Consider the following 17,205-nt stretch of genomic DNA (forward strand, 5'->3'; position numbering starts at 1 on the left):
AAGATTTCAATCTCATCAACTCATGAATACAAAAAAACGGCTAAAAAGCCGTTTTTTAAAGAACCTTCTATTTCCTATACATCTTCAACTGGAAAAATCTACATTTTTTCGTTGATTTAATAACCTTTCTACTAGCACTGGAAGAAAATTGGAAGACTCAGACTAACACCAATTCGTTATTTACTTCTAAAATAACATCCTCTGATTGTGAAGAATCTAATGCTGCTATGACACGCTCATCTGCTTTTGCATAGAGGTGTCCATAAGTTCCTAAAGTAATCTGAATATTGGAATGCCCCATTCTCTCTTGTATGGCTAAAGGTTGTACATTTTTTTCAATTAAAAAGGCTACATGAGAATGTCTTAAAGAATGTAACTTAATTGGTTTAATGTCAACCTCTATTGCTGCTTCTTTTAACCAACTGGCAAAAGAATAAGGCGGTGTAAACGTACCATCTAGTTGAATAACATACTCAAAATTTCCTAACAATTTCTGCAATTGTTTCCAATCATTTAATTTTTTTGAGAGTTGTTGTCCAATTCCAATTGTGCGATACGCATTATTTGTCTTAGGAGTTGAAAAATACCATTCATTCTTAGTTGAATAAACTAAAGTTCTTTCCACAGTAATTTGGTGTTTTTCTAAATTAACATTTTTCCAAGCTAAGGCAGAAAGTTCTCCTATTCTAAGACCAGTATAAAATAGTAATTCATAGACTAGTTTTCTATGCTTACTCTGTATACTATTTCGATCAAAATATTGCATAACTTTTTTAAACTCTCTAATTTCCCAAAAATCAACTTTTTGGTTTTCTATTGGTAAGTATGCAACTTCATTTACCGGATTTTTATCAATCAAGCCTTCTTTTTCAGCTCTATCTAAAACAATTTTCAAATGTCCTCGAATACGATTGATATAACTTTTTGATAAAGTAGATTTATCTTTTTGAAGTCTAGCATTTCTAGAGATTGTTTGGCTTAGTTCAAACATCCAATCCTCAATATCTTTTGTAGTAATATCTTGAATCCGTAAATGATAAAAAAAAAATAAACTGAGCATTCTCAACAGTTTGACGTTTTACTTGTTTCTCATACCATTTAACAAATCGAACACGATAGAATTCTTCAAATGTCATTTGTTTTCCAGAAAATCCAATTTGGTTAGTAATTGATTGGCTAAATCCATGAGCTAGCATATATTTGTCAAATGCTAGTTTTGCTTCCCTTTGAGTTGAAAATCCACGTTTCGTTTTTTGAATTCTTTTTCCATCCAGATCTGTTCCTAAATACACTCTGAAATACCATTTTTTTGTAGCTTTGTCTTGATAAATATTCTTTATTTTTACCATAGTAAGTACTCCTCATGAGAACGGAATATAGAAGAATAACTATTGGTATTATTGTAAATAATACTAGGAATAACATCTGGTAAATTAATAAAGGCATATCGATGCAATATCCATCCTTTAAAATTATCTGTTTCAATCCGCCACCAGTCCGCATTTTCCTCTAAAATCTTAAATCCTTCACCAGCATTTAAGCTAGCTGTTGTTTTACTATTAACATTGGATGTTTCTTTTACTTCAAGCTGAATAGAAGCATAACCTGTTGAATTTTGAATAGGTAATTCAAACGGACCTTGGTATGAATTAGGTATAGGCACTTCACTTGAACTAGTTGCTTCATCAGAGGAAGTTAATTCAAAACTACTCATAATTTCTGAACTATCATTTCTTTCAGAAAAAGCAACTTCATCAGTTGAAGAACTGTTCTCTATTTTTTGTTTAAAAAAAATCATAATTAACAGAATAAAAATTAGTAGTGTCAACGACAAGAAGATATTGATTAGTCGAGATTTCTTCATACTGATCCATCCCTCAAATCAAATTTCTAAGAATAAACAGAATAAGTAAATGCAAAGGATATGCAATATAAAATCCCCACTTAATTACAGTCGAGTTTTTCCCTCTGGTGCCATCATAAAGTGCAAGAAGTGGAATGGATAACAGCATACCTAAACGCAAGGAGATAAATGATTCTTCTTGTAAGTAAGATGGTAATAGATATAAGACAAAACCAATCACGACAAAAGCAACCATTTGCAATGAAAATCGTCCGCGAAAAAATCCAAAACCAAGAATCCATAATACACCTATATAATTCCAATCTGCATCTTTAACTAACATTAGACAAAATATAATCAATATTAATTTTTCTACTGATAGAATTTTTGGCGACTTCAAAATAGTTAATGCCAATAATCCCATAAACAAGGTCCATATGACACTTGTACCACTCCACCAATCCATATCAAAATAAAGGACATATGGAAAATGTGAAACTAATGCAAACAGAAACATTCGACCCAAGTACTTCAACTTACTCGAAGTATAAAAATATCCCTCAGCAACAAAATAACACATAATTGGAGCGACAATTCGACCTATTCCACTTAGCACAAGATACGAAGTCGAGCCACTCGAAACCCACCAATATGCAGAATGATCAATAATCATCGCTATTACAGCTATTATTTTTAACGTATTTGCATTAAATTTCAATTTATTTATTCTTGTCTCAATCAATTTATTGCCTTCTTTCAATAAAATTTTTTGAATTTTAAATAACTGATTAAAGTTCCATAATCATAGTTTTTTCGCTACGTCTTTTATTGAGAGTAGCTATTATTTTTATTCTGTTGATTGAGCTGATGCTTTTTACATATTCATCTATTTTATATGAGTAATAAAGAAAACGACCTATAGATTTTACATCCACAAGTCGTTTATTTGTCAATTTTCATTTCTAGTTTGTCTTAAAATCCAATATCTGATAACCAATCGAGTACTTCTTGTTGTGCATCAGGAACATCATTTCTAGAAATAGTAATACCATTATCAATTTCAACATCTGCATTTGGTTCTAGTTCGGCAATGATTTCTCTTGTATCAATAAATCCACTTCCGCCATGTGCGTTAAATGGTATAATTGTTTTCCCAGAAAAGTCAGTATCGTCTAGAAAACTATAAATAACACTTGGCAGATCATAAACCCAAATTGGATAACCAAATAAAATCGTGTCATAGTCTTCTAAGTTCTCAATATGATTGGCAATTTCTGGTCTAAAATTACTTTCATTTTCTGCTTCTCCCTGCGCCACTAATTCATCGTGGTCACCTGGGTATTCGTCTATGGTTGTGATTTGGAATGTATCAGAACCTGTTTCTTCTTCAATCCAATAAGCCATTTGCTGAACATTACCTAGTACTTCCTCTTCTTCTGTAACTACACGACTTGAGCCAGCAACAGCATCCGTTCCGCCCGTTTCAGGCATAGAGAAATAAACAATTAATGTGCGTTCAGGATCACGTTCACTAGCTGAAAATCCTTCACTTCCTTGGGTGTTCTGTCCTACTTCAGTATTATCATTCTCTTGTGGTTCATCTGGCGTACAAGCTACCAAAGTGAATAAAATTGGTGCTAGCAGTAGACCTTTAACTATTTTTTTCATTTCCTTACCTACTTTCAATCTTTTAATATAGTGTCATTTTATTTCAAAATACTTTTTATAAGTTTTTCGATAAAGAGAATACATATATGCCATCAAGACCCATCTTCGAATAGAAAAATCTTTTTTATAGAACACTGTCGAACCATAATTCCCTTCTTTAATCAACTCTAAAGCATAGTTCTTACTGGGAGAGTCGGGGACATATTTAGTCATTAACCTTTTTGGTATTGCAAGCCACATTTTAGTGGGAAGCTGATCATCGGAACCAATTAATTTTTCGTCTTTAAAATTATAAAATAAGTCTTCTGTTAATACTTTGGCTAGATTATAACCATTCAGTGTACTATAATAACTACTTCGACCTTGACGTAGATTAATCTCAAATACTTTGAAATTATTTTCTTTTTCATCATACTTCAAATCCAAATTAGGAAAACCTTTATAATGAATACTAGTTAAAAATTGCTTAATTTGAAGAAATAGTGCTTCATCATAATCTGGTAATATCGCCATATAATTGCCTATAGCTTCTGGAGAAGGATCTTCTAAAAGCGGTTGTCCCATAGAAATTAGTTGAACTCTTCCACCTTTATCTACATAAATGTTTACAACTCGCATGTAGCTGTCATCGCCTATAATATAATCCTGTATAATCATTTTCTCACTATAGTTAGAATACTTTATTTTTTGAAGGATAGAATGTAATTCTTGTTTGGTCTTAATTATAAAAGCCTTCTTTTTCCCTTCAAATTTTGTTGATAACCAAAGAATACTATTGGCAGGTTTCAGAACAACGGGGTAACTATCCAAAGAATTGATAATTTCTTCAATATCGATTTTATTCATTGAAACAATTTGGGTTTTGGGATATGGCAATCCATATTGTTCACATATTTCATAAAAAGTTGCTTTGTCAGAAAGTGTATTGAACAGTTTAAGATTATTACAATTAAACGTATAATCATTTTCCAATTCAGCTTTAAATTTTGAAACTAATTTTACATATACATCGCCACAAGGAATTAAAAGGTATGTTTTACTAGCATCTGTATAAATTGTTTCTTTTAATTGTTTTAAAGTATTAATAAAAATTATTTCATTTTGAAAATTTTCAACTAACTGAACTCTAACTATTTTACTGTATTTCGTAGGGGCCAACTGTTGCGAAGCATAGGCGTCACAACAAATACCATACGCTTCATGAAAAGCTCGAGCCATCCCGTAAACATTCATATCACTTCCTAGTAAAATAGGAACTAAAGAGCTAATGCTTTCCATAACAATTCCTTTCTTATTTTATTTAACATTTTCTCAATTTTATTCTTAAATTGTGAGAGATTTGTTATAGAAATTAAAGTTTTTTGAAAATCCAAAAAATTTTAATAGCGTAAAATATTTATTTTATACGAATAAATTATTATCTACTGTCTAATTCTAATTTCATTGAATATTCCATCAATGGATTGGCAATTTTTGCTAAAGTAGTTCGATCATATCTTTCAGGTCGTTTCATTGTTAAGTAGAAGATGTACTCTGGCTGCTCAGAAGGATATAATAAAACGCTCGAGTATAAATATTCATGTTGCCCTCTTAAATAACCTTCTTGTATCGGATTAGCTATTTGCGCTGTGCCAGTTTTTGCTGAAACATTATATCCTTCAAGGTTATATACCCCATACGCTGTTCCATAATCTTCACTTTCAACTACATCACGCATATACTCTAAAATTGTCTCAGCTGTTGTTTCCGAAATCGGCTGCCCTACAATCTCTGGACTGAATAGAGTCTCTTCTCCACTTTTTGAATCTACTATTTGTTTAATAAAATGTGGCTGAAGCATATTTCCATTATTAGCAAATGCGCTAAACATACGCAACATTTGAAACTGACTGACACCAATCCCTTGACCAAAAGTACTCATTACTTGATCAACTTGATTATTTTTAGGTAACGTTCCATCAATTTCTCCTTCAACTCCAGAAAAAGTACTTTCCCCAAAGCCAAAATCTTCCAAATATGACTCCCACTGTTGATTCCCCATTTTATCGTGTAACTTAACCATGCCTACATTACTAGACCATGATAAGGCTTGTCGCATCGTCAATGTGCCCTTACTTCCAAAATCATGATCTGCTATTTCAACGTCTTCCACACGAATATTAGTTGATTCAAATTGTTCATCTGGATTAAAGTTACCAGATTCCATTGCAGCAGCAATTGTCGCTAGCTTCAAAGTAGAACCAGGTTCATAATTTTCTTCTGCAAATAAATTACGCCAAATAAAATTTTCCGAATTCATACCTTCTAATGTTTCTGGGTGAAAAGAAGGTCTTTGTGACATAGCAACTATTTCTCCGGTATTTGCTTTCATTAATATCGCACTCAGACTTTCAGGCTGAGATTCATTATGAACTTCATTAAGCAATCTTTCCATTAACATTTGGATACGACTATCGAGTGTTGTATAAATATCTACTCCATCATTTCCCTCTTCTATATTTTCTATAGTTCCAGGTATTGGATTTCCATTATTGTTTCTTTGATATTCAATTAAGCCATTTTCACCTGAGAGAAACTCATTATAAATACTCTCAATACCCAAGTTTCCTTCTAATGTATTATCCTGATTTTCACTGACAAAACCGATTAAATGTGAAGCGAAAATTCCATTAGGATATGAACGACCGATAGATTGATCAAAATAAACCCCTACAATATTTTCTTCTGCTAGTGCTTTTTCAATATTATTACGCTCTTGTATACTCAAAGTTCTTCCTTCGTTCCCAAATTCTACTTGAAACCTGGTAGTCCCATCATCGTTTAAGCCAAAAATTAGACTTTGATAGACATTTTCATACGTGAGAGATGTCAACTTACTTAGAATAGTTGAAACTTTTTCAAAATTTTCTTCTTTCAGATATAAGTCTTCTTCTCCAGACTTGTAAGTGTTTGATAACACCGCTCGAACAGAGAATGTTAAATCAGTTTCTGCAATAGTTCGTTGATTTCTATCATAAATGGTCCCTCTCTTTGCCTGAATAATTTCAGTTCCACGATATAATGATTCCAATCTCTCATCAAGTGGAACATCAGCTACTTTTCCAACAATAACTATGTAGGATATGCGAGCAACAAAAAGAAAAAAAATCCCTATACTAGTAAAAAAAAGAAGCAATCCAACTTTTTTTCTGTTTTCTGAATGGTTATTTTTAGTTTTAATCTTCAAACGTAGTTTTTTAAATTTCATTTACTTTTCCTCTCTTGCTTTAAAATCCATATAAGATAATTCGATACTAATTTTTAATTGTGAGAAGACTGTGATGGAAGCCTCAATCTTTTGAAAAAGTTTAACTATTTATAAATAAACTCAATAAAAATGTGGTATACTAACGCTCAATAATTCCTATATCTATTCAAAGGAGATATACATAAAAATGAAAAAAATTTTAATTGTAGATGATGATTTCCATTTAAGAAAATTAGTAAAAACGTATAGCGAAATTGAAGGATTTACATGTTACGAAGCAGAAAACAGTGTGGGAGCATTAGATATGGTGAAGCAAACAAACTTTAGTTTGATTGTATTAGACGTGATGATGCCTGGTGATGATGGCTTCCAAACTCTTTCAGAATTACGCAAATTTTCCGAAACCCCAGTAATCATGCTAACAGCTCGAAAAGAAGAATATGATAAACTCTTTGGATTTAATTTAGGAGTCGATGATTACGTTGCAAAACCTTTTAGTCCAAAAGAATTAATGGCAAGAATTAGAGCCGTTCTCAAAAGAAGTCAATCTAATGAAGATGAAGCGTTTATTTTTGGTAATTTAATTTTAGAAGAAAGAGCTCATTCTGTTACTTTGAATGATGAACAGCTTTCTCTCACACCGAAAGAGTTTGATTTACTCATTTATTTAGCTAAAAATAACGGGATAGTCTTAGAGAGAGAAACTATTCTAAAAAATATTTGGGGTTACGATTATTTTGGCGATACGAGAACTGTAGACACTCACATTAAATCTTTGAGAGAGAATTTAAAAGAATATCGTAACTTGATTACAACTATTTGGGGAGTGGGATATAAATTTGAATATAAAGAATAGTTTACTTTCAATAGTTAATTATTTGAAAAGCAAGTTATTAGTAAGACTCTGGTTAGCAAATATGTTTTTAGTTGCAGTCGCAATTATCTTTTTGTGGACTGTTCAGATTTTACTTTTTGAACCTAACTATACTGAAACAACAATGGAAACTCTTTACGAACGTGTCCAACAAAATGTGAAGGAATTAGAATCTATTGAAGGCTTTGATTCGTCTAGTAGCGACAACCCCGTTCTTTTTTTGAGTAAAACAATTGTTGGGATGTCTTTTCTAATTGATGAAAATGGAAACGTTACTCACGCATATAACAATGGTCAAGAAGTGAATTTAAATAATTTAGAACATGATTACTCCTGGATATTAGATTACTCTACTGATGTAATTAATGGTCAATCAATTAAGAAGGTTCAAGATTTCTCTCGGACTACTGCTATATTAATTGGTGTTCCTACTACTTTAGAAGGAAAAAAAGCTGGTGTCTTACTTTACAATACAATCACTCAAATTGATGCTTTACAATCTTTAAACCGAAAACAATTGCTTTTGTTTAGTCTTTTACTTTCAGTTGTAGCATCCATAATCGCCTTTTTCTTAGCTAGACAATTTATTAAACCCATAGATCGAATTAAAAATGCGGTTACTGATTTAACTAAAGGAGAATTAGAAGCAAGTCCAAACTTACATCGTAAAGACGAACTCGGAGTTTTATCAAACACAGTTGATGAATTAGGCAAAGAACTGCAGCGACTAGATGTCCTTAGAAAGGAAGTTATAGCCAATGTTTCACATGAGCTTCGTTCCCCTCTATCTTTGATCAAAGGATACAGCGAGATGGTTCGAGACGTGACTGGCAATGATGAGGAACAAAGAAAAAACAATATGGATGTGATTATCAATGAAACCGATCGTTTAAACCAAATGGTCGACGATATAATGGATTATTCAATGATGCAAGCAGGTTATTCCGAATTAAAATTAGAATTGTGTAACCTTTACGATCTAATTCAATCAACAGTAGAGTACGGAAGAGGTATTGCTTATCAGTACGATATACAGATTGAATATGTAAGTTTTTCAAAATCAATTAATGTTGAACTTGATACTCTTAAAATAAATCAAGTTCTCCGAAATCTTTTAAATAATGCAATCAATCATACAAAAAATGGGGAAACTATTCGCGTTTTAATCCAAAAAAAGGATACTACTATTTCTGTAACTATTGCTAATCCCGGAGAAGATATCCCACAAGAACAACTAGAACAAATTTGGGAAAGGTATCAGAGAGTTCAACATCAAGGTGGTCGACACGAAGGAACGGGTATTGGTTTAGCAATTGTAAGTACGATTTTATCTGCTCATAATATGGAATTTGGAGCTGAATCTGCAAATGGAAGGACATCTTTTTGGTTTGTTATAAATAGCTACTAATTTTAATACGCTTAATTATAAAATAAAACCTCGATCTAATAGAAAAAGATCGAGGTTTTTACTTTTTTATAACTTAAATTGCTCCAACTACCTTATGCGGAATATATGGTTCTTCTAAATAAGCAATTTGTTCTGTAGTTAATCTTAAATCGATAGATGGGAGTGCATCGATCAAATGTTCTTCTTTAGTAGCACCGATAATCGGTGCTACTACTGTTTCTTTTTGCAATAACCAAGCTAAAGATACTTGAGATCTGCTAACATCTAGTTCATGAGCTATCTTTGCAACTCTATCTACAATAAGTCTGTCTTGACTTTCAGTTTGATCATATTTAGATACAGCAACGTTATCAGTTAAAAATCTTTTTGTCGTTGCTTGCCAATCACGTGTTAATCGCCCGGCAGCTAATGGGCTATAGGGCGTTACTGCAATTTTTTGATCTTGGCAAAAAGGTAGCATCTCTCGTTCTTCTTCCCTATACAATAGATTCAAATGATTTTGCATTGAGATAAATTTGGTCCAACCATTTTGTTCAGCTACAAATTGTGCTTTAGCAAATTGCCAAGTATACATAGCAGATGCGCCAATATATCGTACCTTTCCAGATTTCACTAAATCATGAAGAGCTTCCATTGTTTCTTCAATCGGTGTTTCGTAATCCCAGCGATGAATGATATATAAATCTATATAATCCATCTGTAATCGTTCCAAACTTTTATCTATTTGATGAAAAATCTCTTTTCTAGATAACCCACCACTATTAGGAACTTTCTTCATAGGCATGAAAAGTTTCGTTGCAACAATTATTTCATCTCTATTAGCAGAATCATTTAGAACTTTTCCTAGTATTTCCTCACTGCTTCCATAAGAATAAATATTAGCGGTATCAAAAAAGTTGATACCCAACTCTAAAGCTTTATAAATGACTGGACGACTCTTTTCTTCATCTAAAGACCATTCACTAAAGCCCGTATTGGGATTACCAAAGCCCATAGATCCTAAACAAAGAGGTGAAACATCGATTCCAGTATTACCTAATTTTACATAATACAAGCATATCATTCCTTTCATATAGAATATTAAGTTGAACGATTGTTATCTATTTCCAATTTTTCTTCCTCAAATTTAGCCATATGAGTATAAAAGGACTCTACTTTATACTGAAGGTAATCTCGAGCTTCTTCTAGATCTCTAATACGATGATTAATCTCTTCCAGTTGATCAGAAAGAATTGTTTTTCTTGTTTCTAATGTTTCTCCACCTTGTTGAGAGAGTTTAGCATAATCAACTAAGCCTTCTATAGAAACTCCTGCTTTTCTTAATACTTTAACAAAATAAACCCAATTTAAGTCTTTATCAGAAAAGTCTCGGTAGCCATTTTTATCTCTAGTAACTGGAGGAAGCACTCCAATTCTTTCATAGTAACGTAAAGTTTCAGTTGTTATACCATAGCGCTCACTTACTTCTTTAATATTCATGGCACTCACTCACTTTATTATTTTGTATTTCTGACCATTCCGACCAAACGTTCTATTGCTGCAGGTTCTCTGTGATTAAAAAAACTTGATTTATTCTCGTCTAAGGTTGAAATTTTTTCTATATCATCAGCTGATAATTCAAAATCAAAAATATCAGCATTTTGTTTCATTCGATCCACATTAGCAGATTTAGGAATCGCTATAACTCCTCTTTGAATATTCCAACGTAAAATAACTTGAGCGATTGATTTATTATATTTATCTCCAATTTTTTGTAATAATTCATTATGGAATAAATCATTTTTTCCTTCTGCAAATGGCGCCCAACCTTCTGATTGCACACCTTTTTCTTTCATTACTTGTAAATCTTCTTCTCTTTGAAAGAATGGATTAATTTCAATCTGGTTTAATGCAGGTGTGACCTTATTAAATGCAATCAAATCAATTAAACGATCTGGATAAAAATTTGATACACCAATAGCACGAATTTTACCTTCTTCATATAATTCTTCCATCGCACGCCAAGAACCGTAAACGTCATTTAAAGGTTGATGAATTAAATATAAATCTAAATAATCTAAACCTAATCGCTCTAATGAAAGTTGAAAAGCTTTCTTTGTTCCTTCATAAGTTGCATCACTTATCCACAATTTTGTAGTAATAAACAATTCTTCGCGAGGAACACCGCTACGCTTAATCGCTTTCCCTACCGCTTCTTCATTTCCATAAGATGCGGCAGTATCGATTAAACGATATCCATGAGTAATTGCCTCATAAACGATTTCTTCACATTCATCCAAATCCGTCATTTGAAAAACACCAAATCCAAGTTGTGGCATTTTAACACCATTATTTAACGTTACATATTGCATATTACTTCCTCTTTTCTAATTAGTTTTTTTTATAAATTAAAATAATTGCAACAATAAAAGAAATCACAATATAAATTGCAGCAATCATCATTTGATAATGAAATTGAGTAACTATATTTTTAATATTACTGGTTAAAGAAATAATAATAGACAGACCTATGGAGCCTCCAATTTGATGAACCATATTTACAACACCTGAAGCAGCTCCCGCCTCTTCTCCAGAAGTTTGTGTAATTCCTGATGAAGTTAGGGGGCTAAGAGAAAATCCTTGACCCATGCCTATAATAACCATTGGTACAGCAATACCCATCCAATAATTAGATTGATTATTGAATAACATCAAATTAAACATACCAATAATTGTAATAAACAATCCCACTATCATTAGTTTTGAGTTCCCCCATTTTTTTGTCAATTTTGAGACTGCCATTGAAAAAACAAAGATTGAAAATGACAATGGGAAAAAAGCTAGACCAGCGATTAACGGTGAGTAACCGAAATAATTCTGTAGAAATTGAGGTGTTAAAAACCATAAACTTAACATAGAACCCATAAAAGTAAATCGAGCAATATAGGCTCCTACCCGCTCTTTGTTATGAAATAAAGATAATGGTAAAATCGGATTTAAAGTTCTAGACTCAAACCATACAAAGAAACCCATAAAAATTATCGCAATGATTAAAGCAACAAGCTGTTGACTGTCTCCCGAAATACTATAGACCAAACTAACCATTCCAATAACTGAAACGACAGAACCTATGACATCTATTTTTCCAAAAGATGAATTTTTCTCATCAATAAACTTGATGGATAAGAATAACATAAGCATACAAACGGGAACATTTATAAAAAACCCATCTCTCTAACTGAAAAGACTAGCCAATACTCCTCCAATAATCAAACCAATCGCTGACCCAATCCCTGCTGTTGCACCATATGCTGCAACAGCTTTAGTTCGAGCGTCCCCTTGATAAGCGTCCATCAAAAGAGCCAATGTCGTAGGTGCTAATATCGCAGATCCTATTCCTTGAAAAGCTCTGGATATAATTATAGTAAAAGCATCTGTTGCCAAACCGACGAATAGTGAACCCAACCCAAATATGATTAATCCTATATTGTACATTCTTTTTCTACCAAAAATATCTCCAGAACGCCCTCCTAATAGCAAAAGCCCTCCAAATGTCAAAGAATAGGCATTGGTAACCCATGACAATTCTGTAGTATTTAAATTTAACTCTTGTTGAATTTTTACAGTTCCAGTAAAAACGATTGAATTATCTAATAGTATTATAAAATAACTCAATAAAATAATTGGAAGTACAATATCCAGTTTATTCTTCTTTTTTAATTCTCGCATCTTCATTCCTCCATCTATAAAATAAACAATACACTATGGAGTGAACTACAACGCAAGCAGTTTTTATTTATCCAACCAAGTTTTCAAAGCATTCTCTGATGATACAACATCTTCATCTTCTACTGAGAAACTTTCTTCAACTGAGCTATTAGGAAGCAGTTCTTGTATTCTCTCAATGGAATTACCTTCTCCATATCCCGCATTAGATGAAAATGGATGAATTGTTTTACCATCTATTTCTTCTCCATAACTTTCTAAAAAGCTCATTATAGGATTTGATAAAGTCATAGACCAAGTTTGATAACCTAAGTAAACTTGGTTATATTGACTCATGTCAGGTATTTCGGCGCTAATTTCGGGTAAATTTCCACTTTCTCTTTCTTCATCAGCTCTATCTACTGTTTCATCATAATCTGCAGGATATGGTTCTAAGATTGTTAACTCAAGAATATCTGCTTGAGTCTCATTTTGAATCATTTTAACTAAATTTTCTGTATTCCCACTTCTAGAAAAATAAATAATGATAGAATCAGAATCATCTGTCAACAGTCTCATTGGATTTTCTTGACTGTTAGTATCTTGACCATCTGATTTTGCTCCTCTACCATATTCTCCAGTACCTACAATCTCACGTGATGAATTGGTATTTGAGGAACTTGACGTTTGCTCATTTGAATTCTGACTGATTTCACGATTACTTTCCTGATCCATACTATTCTCATCTCCATTTTCAGCGCATCCTACTAGTAGTATTCCACCTATTAAGATTAGACTAAATAGTTTCTTCAATATCATTCCTTCTTTCTTTATCGTACTTGTTTCGTCGGACGAATAATCACTTCATTCCAAGCTGTATCCGCTGGTACATCAACTATTTGTTGAATAGCCGATGCAACACGTTCCACTGATATACCAAAGTTTTCATAAAATTTTGCATTATTCTCTCTAATTTCAGGATCTGTGATTGAAGATAGTAATTCAGTGTTGATTGCACCAGGAGAGACAATCGATACGCGGATATTCGTATCATCTTGTGCCACTTCTTCTCTTAAAGACTCGCTAATTGCTCTTACAGCCCATTTGGTCGCTGAGTAGACTGCACCTCCTGCATGTGCATAATGTCCTGCAACTGAAGAAATATTGATGATATGACCAGACTTTTGTTCATTCATATAAGGAAGGACTGCTCCAATACCATAAAGTGTTCCTTTGATATTAATATCAATCATATTATCCCAATCTTGAATTCTTTGGTCCTTTAAAGGTGAATGTGGCATAATTCCAGCACTGTTGATTAAAATATCTACTTTTCCATACGTATCTACAGCTAATTTTATTAACGTTTCCACTTCTGAATTTTTAGTTACATCAGTTACACAATACAATGCTTCTCCGCCACTCATTTCAATTTCTTTCACCAATTCTTTTAAACGTTCTTCTCTTCTGGCTGCCAAAACAACGATACAGCTGGTTGCAGCCAATGATTTTGCTGCAGCTTCACCAATTCCGCTTGAAGCACCTGTAATTATTGCGACTTTTTTTTCTGACATAAAAATATTCCTCCCTCACTAATAACTATATTAAAAGTATAAACTATGAAGTGAACTACATAGCAAACCTAATGTTTAAATCAGTCTGTCGCTGATAATTAATATACAGGGCGGTCTTCTCCTTGTGTATCTGCATCAGCAATGCCTACACTATCATTTTTGAGAAATTCTGGATTTTCGATAATACGAATCACTACATCCGCCATACTTTGTCGAGAACCAGAAACACCTACATACTCTTCATTCTTGTGCGTAAGAACATATTTTACTTCATCCCGATCATTTAACCATGGTAAACGTAAAGTAGTGTAATCTAATCCTGATTCTTCGAGTAACTTATCTGAAGCAATTGCTGAAGGAAGTCCTGATGCAATCGCTTCTTGATTCCAACGGCCGTATTCTCCAGGTACTTCATCATAAATTCCGAGAACGTTGGTTGAAATTACACGCTTAATGCCTTGTTCTTTCATTGCCTCAATCACATTTTTAGTAGCTGTATTCTCTTTATCATGATCAACAAAGGCTACAAAAACCATATCCTGATCTAACATTGCGTTTTTCAAATCTGCTAAGCTATCAATATCTCCTTCAACAACTTTTACACGATCGCCAGCTAAGCTACTTAAACGACTGCTGTTACGCAAATAAAGCGTTAATTCGGTATCTGCTTGTTCCTTTAAAAGTCTCTCTATAACAATTCGTGCAATTTGTCCATTAGCACCTATAATCAATACTTTTTTCATTCTTATCATCCATTCTCGATTTTAAATTTTTAAAGCAATTGATTCACTATTTGAGTGAATTCTTCGACTTGATTATCTGTTAATCCTTGATCTTGACTAATTTGGATATGTGTCTTCAATTGCGTTGGTACATTTTTTAATGCCGCTAATACGCTAATAGTAACAAGTTCTCGTTCCAGCTTTGAAAGAGTTTCTCGAGCAAAAAGGTCTGCAAATAAATGCTCTTTTAAAAAGACATCCAAGGCTGGCGAAAATTTAGCATATGCTGGTTCCGGCCGTGGTCCAGTTAAAGACGTTCGCATCTTTTCACCGTATTCATTTTTATCAATTGAATCGGCTAGACTGTGGGAGTCAACTCCCTCTATATCTATAATTCCTTGCTGATTACGTTCTTCTAATAAATTCATCAAAGTGACGGTTCCGTTAATACTCCTTGGAAAACCTGCATATGCATAGATGTGCAGCATTACTTCTTTCCCTTCGTTTACCGTTAAACCATTATCTAAGGCTTTAGTAAGTGCTATTTTTAGCTGGTCTAAATCACCAACTGTTGCATAAAATGTGACTGTAATCAGATCGATTTGTTTAGCCCTTAATTTATCTGCCATCATTATCCCTCCGCCAAATTATTTTTTTTCAACCAATCATCAATGACATTAGCTATTTCTTGATTATTAGTATCTTGGAACAAGAAATGTGTATTTCCATTGATACCAATGTCTGGTAATCTCAAAATTTCTGCTTGTCCGCCATGTTTATTGATACATTCGACCCATTTATCAGCCATTTCAGCGCGAGCTCGCCAAGCATCAATTGGCCATTCTTCCGCTGGTTCACGCGGTACCATATCACCATAAATAATGATGATTGGAATTTCTGTTAAACGTTTAAATTTCTTATCCGATATCTCACCAGCTGAAAGAGCTCCCCAAGGACTACGCGATTCGATTGATTCCGGTAATTCTCCCTTAGGAAATTCAAATCCACTTCCTGGTTCTAAGCATACAACTCCCTGAACATTTGGACTTTCTGTAGCAATTTGCCATCCTGATCCGGCACCTTGGGAATGACTAATCAATACAGCTTTTCCAACTTTCTCGAAAACTTGCACAAATGCTTTTGCAATGACATCTTGATCGTATGGTCCAACATCTGGAGTCATCATCTGTAAGAAGTTCTTCACATTTTGTCTGCCTTTTGGAAACGCCATATCTTCGTCTACATTTGGCCAATGACCGATTCTAAAATTACTAAACCAAAGCTGATCATCTGTGATTGGATCAATTTCAGCTTTTACAATATTTTGAGCCGCACGTCCTCTACGGGGTTGGTCAACTAAATACACACTATAATTCTTTCGCAAAAAAATATTATTAAAACCTTCTCTGCCGTCTGGTGTTGTCTGCCATCCAGCAGCAGACTGACCTGCACCATGCAAAAAAATCAACGGTAATTTATTGGGATTCATTGGAACTTGATATTCTACATACGCATGATCTCCATGTCTTGTTTGTCCAGCGATACCATGTGCATCGTTAAAATCAAATTGTCCTGGTGCTATAATTGTTTTACCACCTGCAGTAAATGAGCCTTGTTCTTTGATTATTAAGGGTTCCATGTTAAAACCTCCTTAGTATATGTAATACATCCCAAAAAAAAGATGTATCGCATACCGCGATTCACTCTTCTAGCTAAAGAAGTAAGTCTGACAACTTTAATCCAATAGATTATATTGCTCATCTGTTACTGCTTCACACCATTCAGTGGTTGCTTCATCTGCCGGGATAGAAATTGCAATATGAACGAATTCGCTGTTTTTAGCAGCACCATGCCAATGCTTTCGTTCTGCTGGAATATTGACAACATCACCTGTTATTAACTTTTGCGCTGGCTTATCCCACTCTTGATACCAGCCTTCACCCGCAGTAACTAATAAAATTTGGCCGCCTTTATGATGAATATGCCAATTGTTACGACAACCTGCTTCAAAAGTAACATTCGTAATTCTAATAGGATCCGCTGTTAATGTTTCTAAATAACCTGAATAATTCATAGCTCAATATTTAATCTATTTTATCGAACGAATAACCTATTTTGAAATAAGGTCAGGTATTTTCTCTAAAAATAATCTGTTTTCAGACTGTATACTCTTGGATAAAGCTTT

20 protein-coding genes are annotated in these 17,205 nt (G+C 33.4%); 2 read left to right on the forward strand and 18 right to left on the reverse strand.

Annotation, left to right across the window (positions count from 1 at the left end; all coding sequences use genetic code 11):
- Window positions 1-157 precede the first annotated feature (157 nt).
- The 7 genes from ACWODM_RS07495 to ACWODM_RS07525 all read right to left on the reverse strand — a co-directional run bounded on the left by ACWODM_RS07495 (window position 158) and on the right by ACWODM_RS07525 (window position 6,758).
- Complete coding sequence (locus ACWODM_RS07495; protein WP_455320753.1) at window positions 158-991, reverse strand: site-specific integrase; 834 nt, start codon at window positions 989-991, stop codon at window positions 158-160.
- A 7-nt stretch (window positions 992-998) separates the two neighbouring features.
- Window positions 999-1,349, reverse strand: coding sequence for an Arm DNA-binding domain-containing protein (locus ACWODM_RS07500; protein WP_455320754.1), 351 nt, complete (start codon window positions 1,347-1,349; stop codon window positions 999-1,001).
- A complete protein-coding gene (locus ACWODM_RS07505; protein ID WP_455320755.1) occupies window positions 1,343-1,864 on the reverse strand; it encodes an SH3 domain-containing protein in 522 nt (173 codons plus the stop codon). The genes ACWODM_RS07500 and ACWODM_RS07505 overlap by 7 nt, the downstream gene beginning before the upstream one ends.
- Window positions 1,865-1,877: 13 nt before the next feature.
- A complete protein-coding gene (locus tag ACWODM_RS07510) occupies window positions 1,878-2,585 on the reverse strand; it encodes a TraX family protein (protein WP_455320756.1) in 708 nt (235 codons plus the stop codon).
- A gap of 230 nt (window positions 2,586-2,815) precedes the next feature.
- Window positions 2,816-3,511, reverse strand: coding sequence for a flavodoxin (locus tag ACWODM_RS07515; RefSeq protein WP_455320757.1), 696 nt, complete (start codon window positions 3,509-3,511; stop codon window positions 2,816-2,818).
- Window positions 3,512-3,544: 33 nt separating this feature from the next.
- Window positions 3,545-4,789 (reverse strand): carboxylate--amine ligase, encoded by a 1,245-nt coding sequence (locus tag ACWODM_RS07520; protein WP_455320758.1) that lies wholly within the window; start codon window positions 4,787-4,789, stop codon window positions 3,545-3,547.
- Window positions 4,790-4,928: 139 nt separating this feature from the next.
- Window positions 4,929-6,758, reverse strand: a complete 1,830-nt coding sequence (locus ACWODM_RS07525) for a penicillin-binding transpeptidase domain-containing protein (protein WP_455320759.1) — start codon at window positions 6,756-6,758, stop codon at window positions 4,929-4,931.
- Window positions 6,759-6,945: 187 nt separating this feature from the next.
- On the opposite strand from ACWODM_RS07525, the gene ACWODM_RS07530 reads away from it, so the two are divergent.
- Together ACWODM_RS07530 and ACWODM_RS07535 are read left to right on the forward strand one after the other, a co-directional pair.
- Window positions 6,946-7,614, forward strand: coding sequence for a response regulator transcription factor (locus tag ACWODM_RS07530; protein ID WP_455320760.1), 669 nt, complete (start codon window positions 6,946-6,948; stop codon window positions 7,612-7,614).
- Window positions 7,598-9,040: a sensor histidine kinase gene (locus ACWODM_RS07535; protein ID WP_455320761.1), complete on the forward strand. Its 1,443-nt coding sequence runs from the start codon at window positions 7,598-7,600 to the stop codon at window positions 9,038-9,040. Before ACWODM_RS07530 ends, ACWODM_RS07535 begins: the two co-directional genes overlap by 17 nt.
- 73 nt (window positions 9,041-9,113) lie before the next feature.
- Here the strand turns inward: ACWODM_RS07535 and ACWODM_RS07540 are convergent, their stop codons facing one another.
- The 11 genes from ACWODM_RS07540 to ACWODM_RS07590 form a co-directional block, all read right to left on the reverse strand.
- Entirely contained in the window at window positions 9,114-10,094 is a 981-nt protein-coding gene (locus tag ACWODM_RS07540) for an aldo/keto reductase (protein WP_455320762.1), read from the reverse strand.
- Between the two features lie 26 nt (window positions 10,095-10,120).
- Window positions 10,121-10,519, reverse strand: a complete 399-nt coding sequence (locus ACWODM_RS07545; RefSeq protein WP_455320763.1) for a MerR family transcriptional regulator — start codon at window positions 10,517-10,519, stop codon at window positions 10,121-10,123.
- Window positions 10,520-10,536: 17 nt separating this feature from the next.
- A complete protein-coding gene (locus ACWODM_RS07550) occupies window positions 10,537-11,391 on the reverse strand; it encodes an aldo/keto reductase (protein ID WP_455320764.1) in 855 nt (284 codons plus the stop codon).
- Between the two features lie 19 nt (window positions 11,392-11,410).
- Window positions 11,411-12,220 (reverse strand): MFS transporter, encoded by an 810-nt coding sequence (locus ACWODM_RS07555; RefSeq protein ID WP_455320765.1) that lies wholly within the window; start codon window positions 12,218-12,220, stop codon window positions 11,411-11,413.
- A 33-nt stretch (window positions 12,221-12,253) separates the two neighbouring features.
- Window positions 12,254-12,748, reverse strand: coding sequence for an MFS transporter (locus tag ACWODM_RS07560; RefSeq protein ID WP_455320766.1), 495 nt, complete (start codon window positions 12,746-12,748; stop codon window positions 12,254-12,256).
- Window positions 12,749-12,811: 63 nt separating this feature from the next.
- Window positions 12,812-13,537 carry a flavodoxin gene (locus tag ACWODM_RS07565; protein WP_455320767.1) on the reverse strand — a complete coding sequence of 242 codons (726 nt, stop codon included), beginning with the start codon at window positions 13,535-13,537 and terminating at the stop codon, window positions 12,812-12,814.
- Between the two features lie 17 nt (window positions 13,538-13,554).
- Window positions 13,555-14,298 carry an SDR family oxidoreductase gene (locus ACWODM_RS07570; protein ID WP_455320768.1) on the reverse strand — a complete coding sequence of 248 codons (744 nt, stop codon included), beginning with the start codon at window positions 14,296-14,298 and terminating at the stop codon, window positions 13,555-13,557.
- Between the two features lie 98 nt (window positions 14,299-14,396).
- Complete coding sequence (locus ACWODM_RS07575; protein ID WP_455320769.1) at window positions 14,397-15,050, reverse strand: NAD(P)H-binding protein; 654 nt, start codon at window positions 15,048-15,050, stop codon at window positions 14,397-14,399.
- Between the two features lie 20 nt (window positions 15,051-15,070).
- Complete coding sequence (locus ACWODM_RS07580; protein WP_455320770.1) at window positions 15,071-15,649, reverse strand: carboxymuconolactone decarboxylase family protein; 579 nt, start codon at window positions 15,647-15,649, stop codon at window positions 15,071-15,073.
- A gap of 2 nt (window positions 15,650-15,651) precedes the next feature.
- Window positions 15,652-16,659: an alpha/beta hydrolase gene (locus ACWODM_RS07585; RefSeq protein WP_455320771.1), complete on the reverse strand. Its 1,008-nt coding sequence runs from the start codon at window positions 16,657-16,659 to the stop codon at window positions 15,652-15,654.
- A 96-nt stretch (window positions 16,660-16,755) separates the two neighbouring features.
- The gene (locus tag ACWODM_RS07590) at window positions 16,756-17,094 is read right to left on the reverse strand and encodes a cupin domain-containing protein (RefSeq protein ID WP_455320772.1); all 339 of its coding nucleotides are present in this window, start codon (window positions 17,092-17,094) and stop codon (window positions 16,756-16,758) included.
- Window positions 17,095-17,205 lie beyond the last annotated feature (111 nt).

The sequence above is a fragment of the Enterococcus olivae genome (assembly GCF_053760925.1).

Coding starts and splice junctions, on each gene's coding strand:
- ACWODM_RS07505 (WP_455320755.1), bottom strand. CDS start 1,864: ATGAAGAAATCTCGACTAATCAATATCTTCTTGTCGTTGACACTACTA.
- ACWODM_RS07495 (WP_455320753.1), bottom strand. CDS start 991: ATGTTTGAACTAAGCCAAACAATCTCTAGAAATGCTAGACTTCAAAAA.
- ACWODM_RS07570 (WP_455320768.1), bottom strand. CDS start 14,298: ATGTCAGAAAAAAAAGTCGCAATAATTACAGGTGCTTCAAGCGGAATT.
- ACWODM_RS07545 (WP_455320763.1), bottom strand. CDS start 10,519: ATGAATATTAAAGAAGTAAGTGAGCGCTATGGTATAACAACTGAAACT.
- ACWODM_RS07550 (WP_455320764.1), bottom strand. CDS start 11,391: ATGCAATATGTAACGTTAAATAATGGTGTTAAAATGCCACAACTTGGA.
- ACWODM_RS07500 (WP_455320754.1), bottom strand. CDS start 1,349: ATGGTAAAAATAAAGAATATTTATCAAGACAAAGCTACAAAAAAATGG.
- ACWODM_RS07560 (WP_455320766.1), bottom strand. CDS start 12,748: ATGCGAGAATTAAAAAAGAAGAATAAACTGGATATTGTACTTCCAATT.
- ACWODM_RS07575 (WP_455320769.1), bottom strand. CDS start 15,050: ATGATAAGAATGAAAAAAGTATTGATTATAGGTGCTAATGGACAAATT.
- ACWODM_RS07585 (WP_455320771.1), bottom strand. CDS start 16,659: ATGGAACCCTTAATAATCAAAGAACAAGGCTCATTTACTGCAGGTGGT.
- ACWODM_RS07530 (WP_455320760.1), top strand. CDS start 6,946: ATGAAAAAAATTTTAATTGTAGATGATGATTTCCATTTAAGAAAATTA.
- ACWODM_RS07515 (WP_455320757.1), bottom strand. CDS start 3,511: ATGAAAAAAATAGTTAAAGGTCTACTGCTAGCACCAATTTTATTCACT.
- ACWODM_RS07520 (WP_455320758.1), bottom strand. CDS start 4,789: ATGGAAAGCATTAGCTCTTTAGTTCCTATTTTACTAGGAAGTGATATG.
- ACWODM_RS07555 (WP_455320765.1), bottom strand. CDS start 12,220: ATGCTTATGTTATTCTTATCCATCAAGTTTATTGATGAGAAAAATTCA.
- ACWODM_RS07525 (WP_455320759.1), bottom strand. CDS start 6,758: ATGAAATTTAAAAAACTACGTTTGAAGATTAAAACTAAAAATAACCAT.
- ACWODM_RS07580 (WP_455320770.1), bottom strand. CDS start 15,649: ATGGCAGATAAATTAAGGGCTAAACAAATCGATCTGATTACAGTCACA.
- ACWODM_RS07590 (WP_455320772.1), bottom strand. CDS start 17,094: ATGAATTATTCAGGTTATTTAGAAACATTAACAGCGGATCCTATTAGA.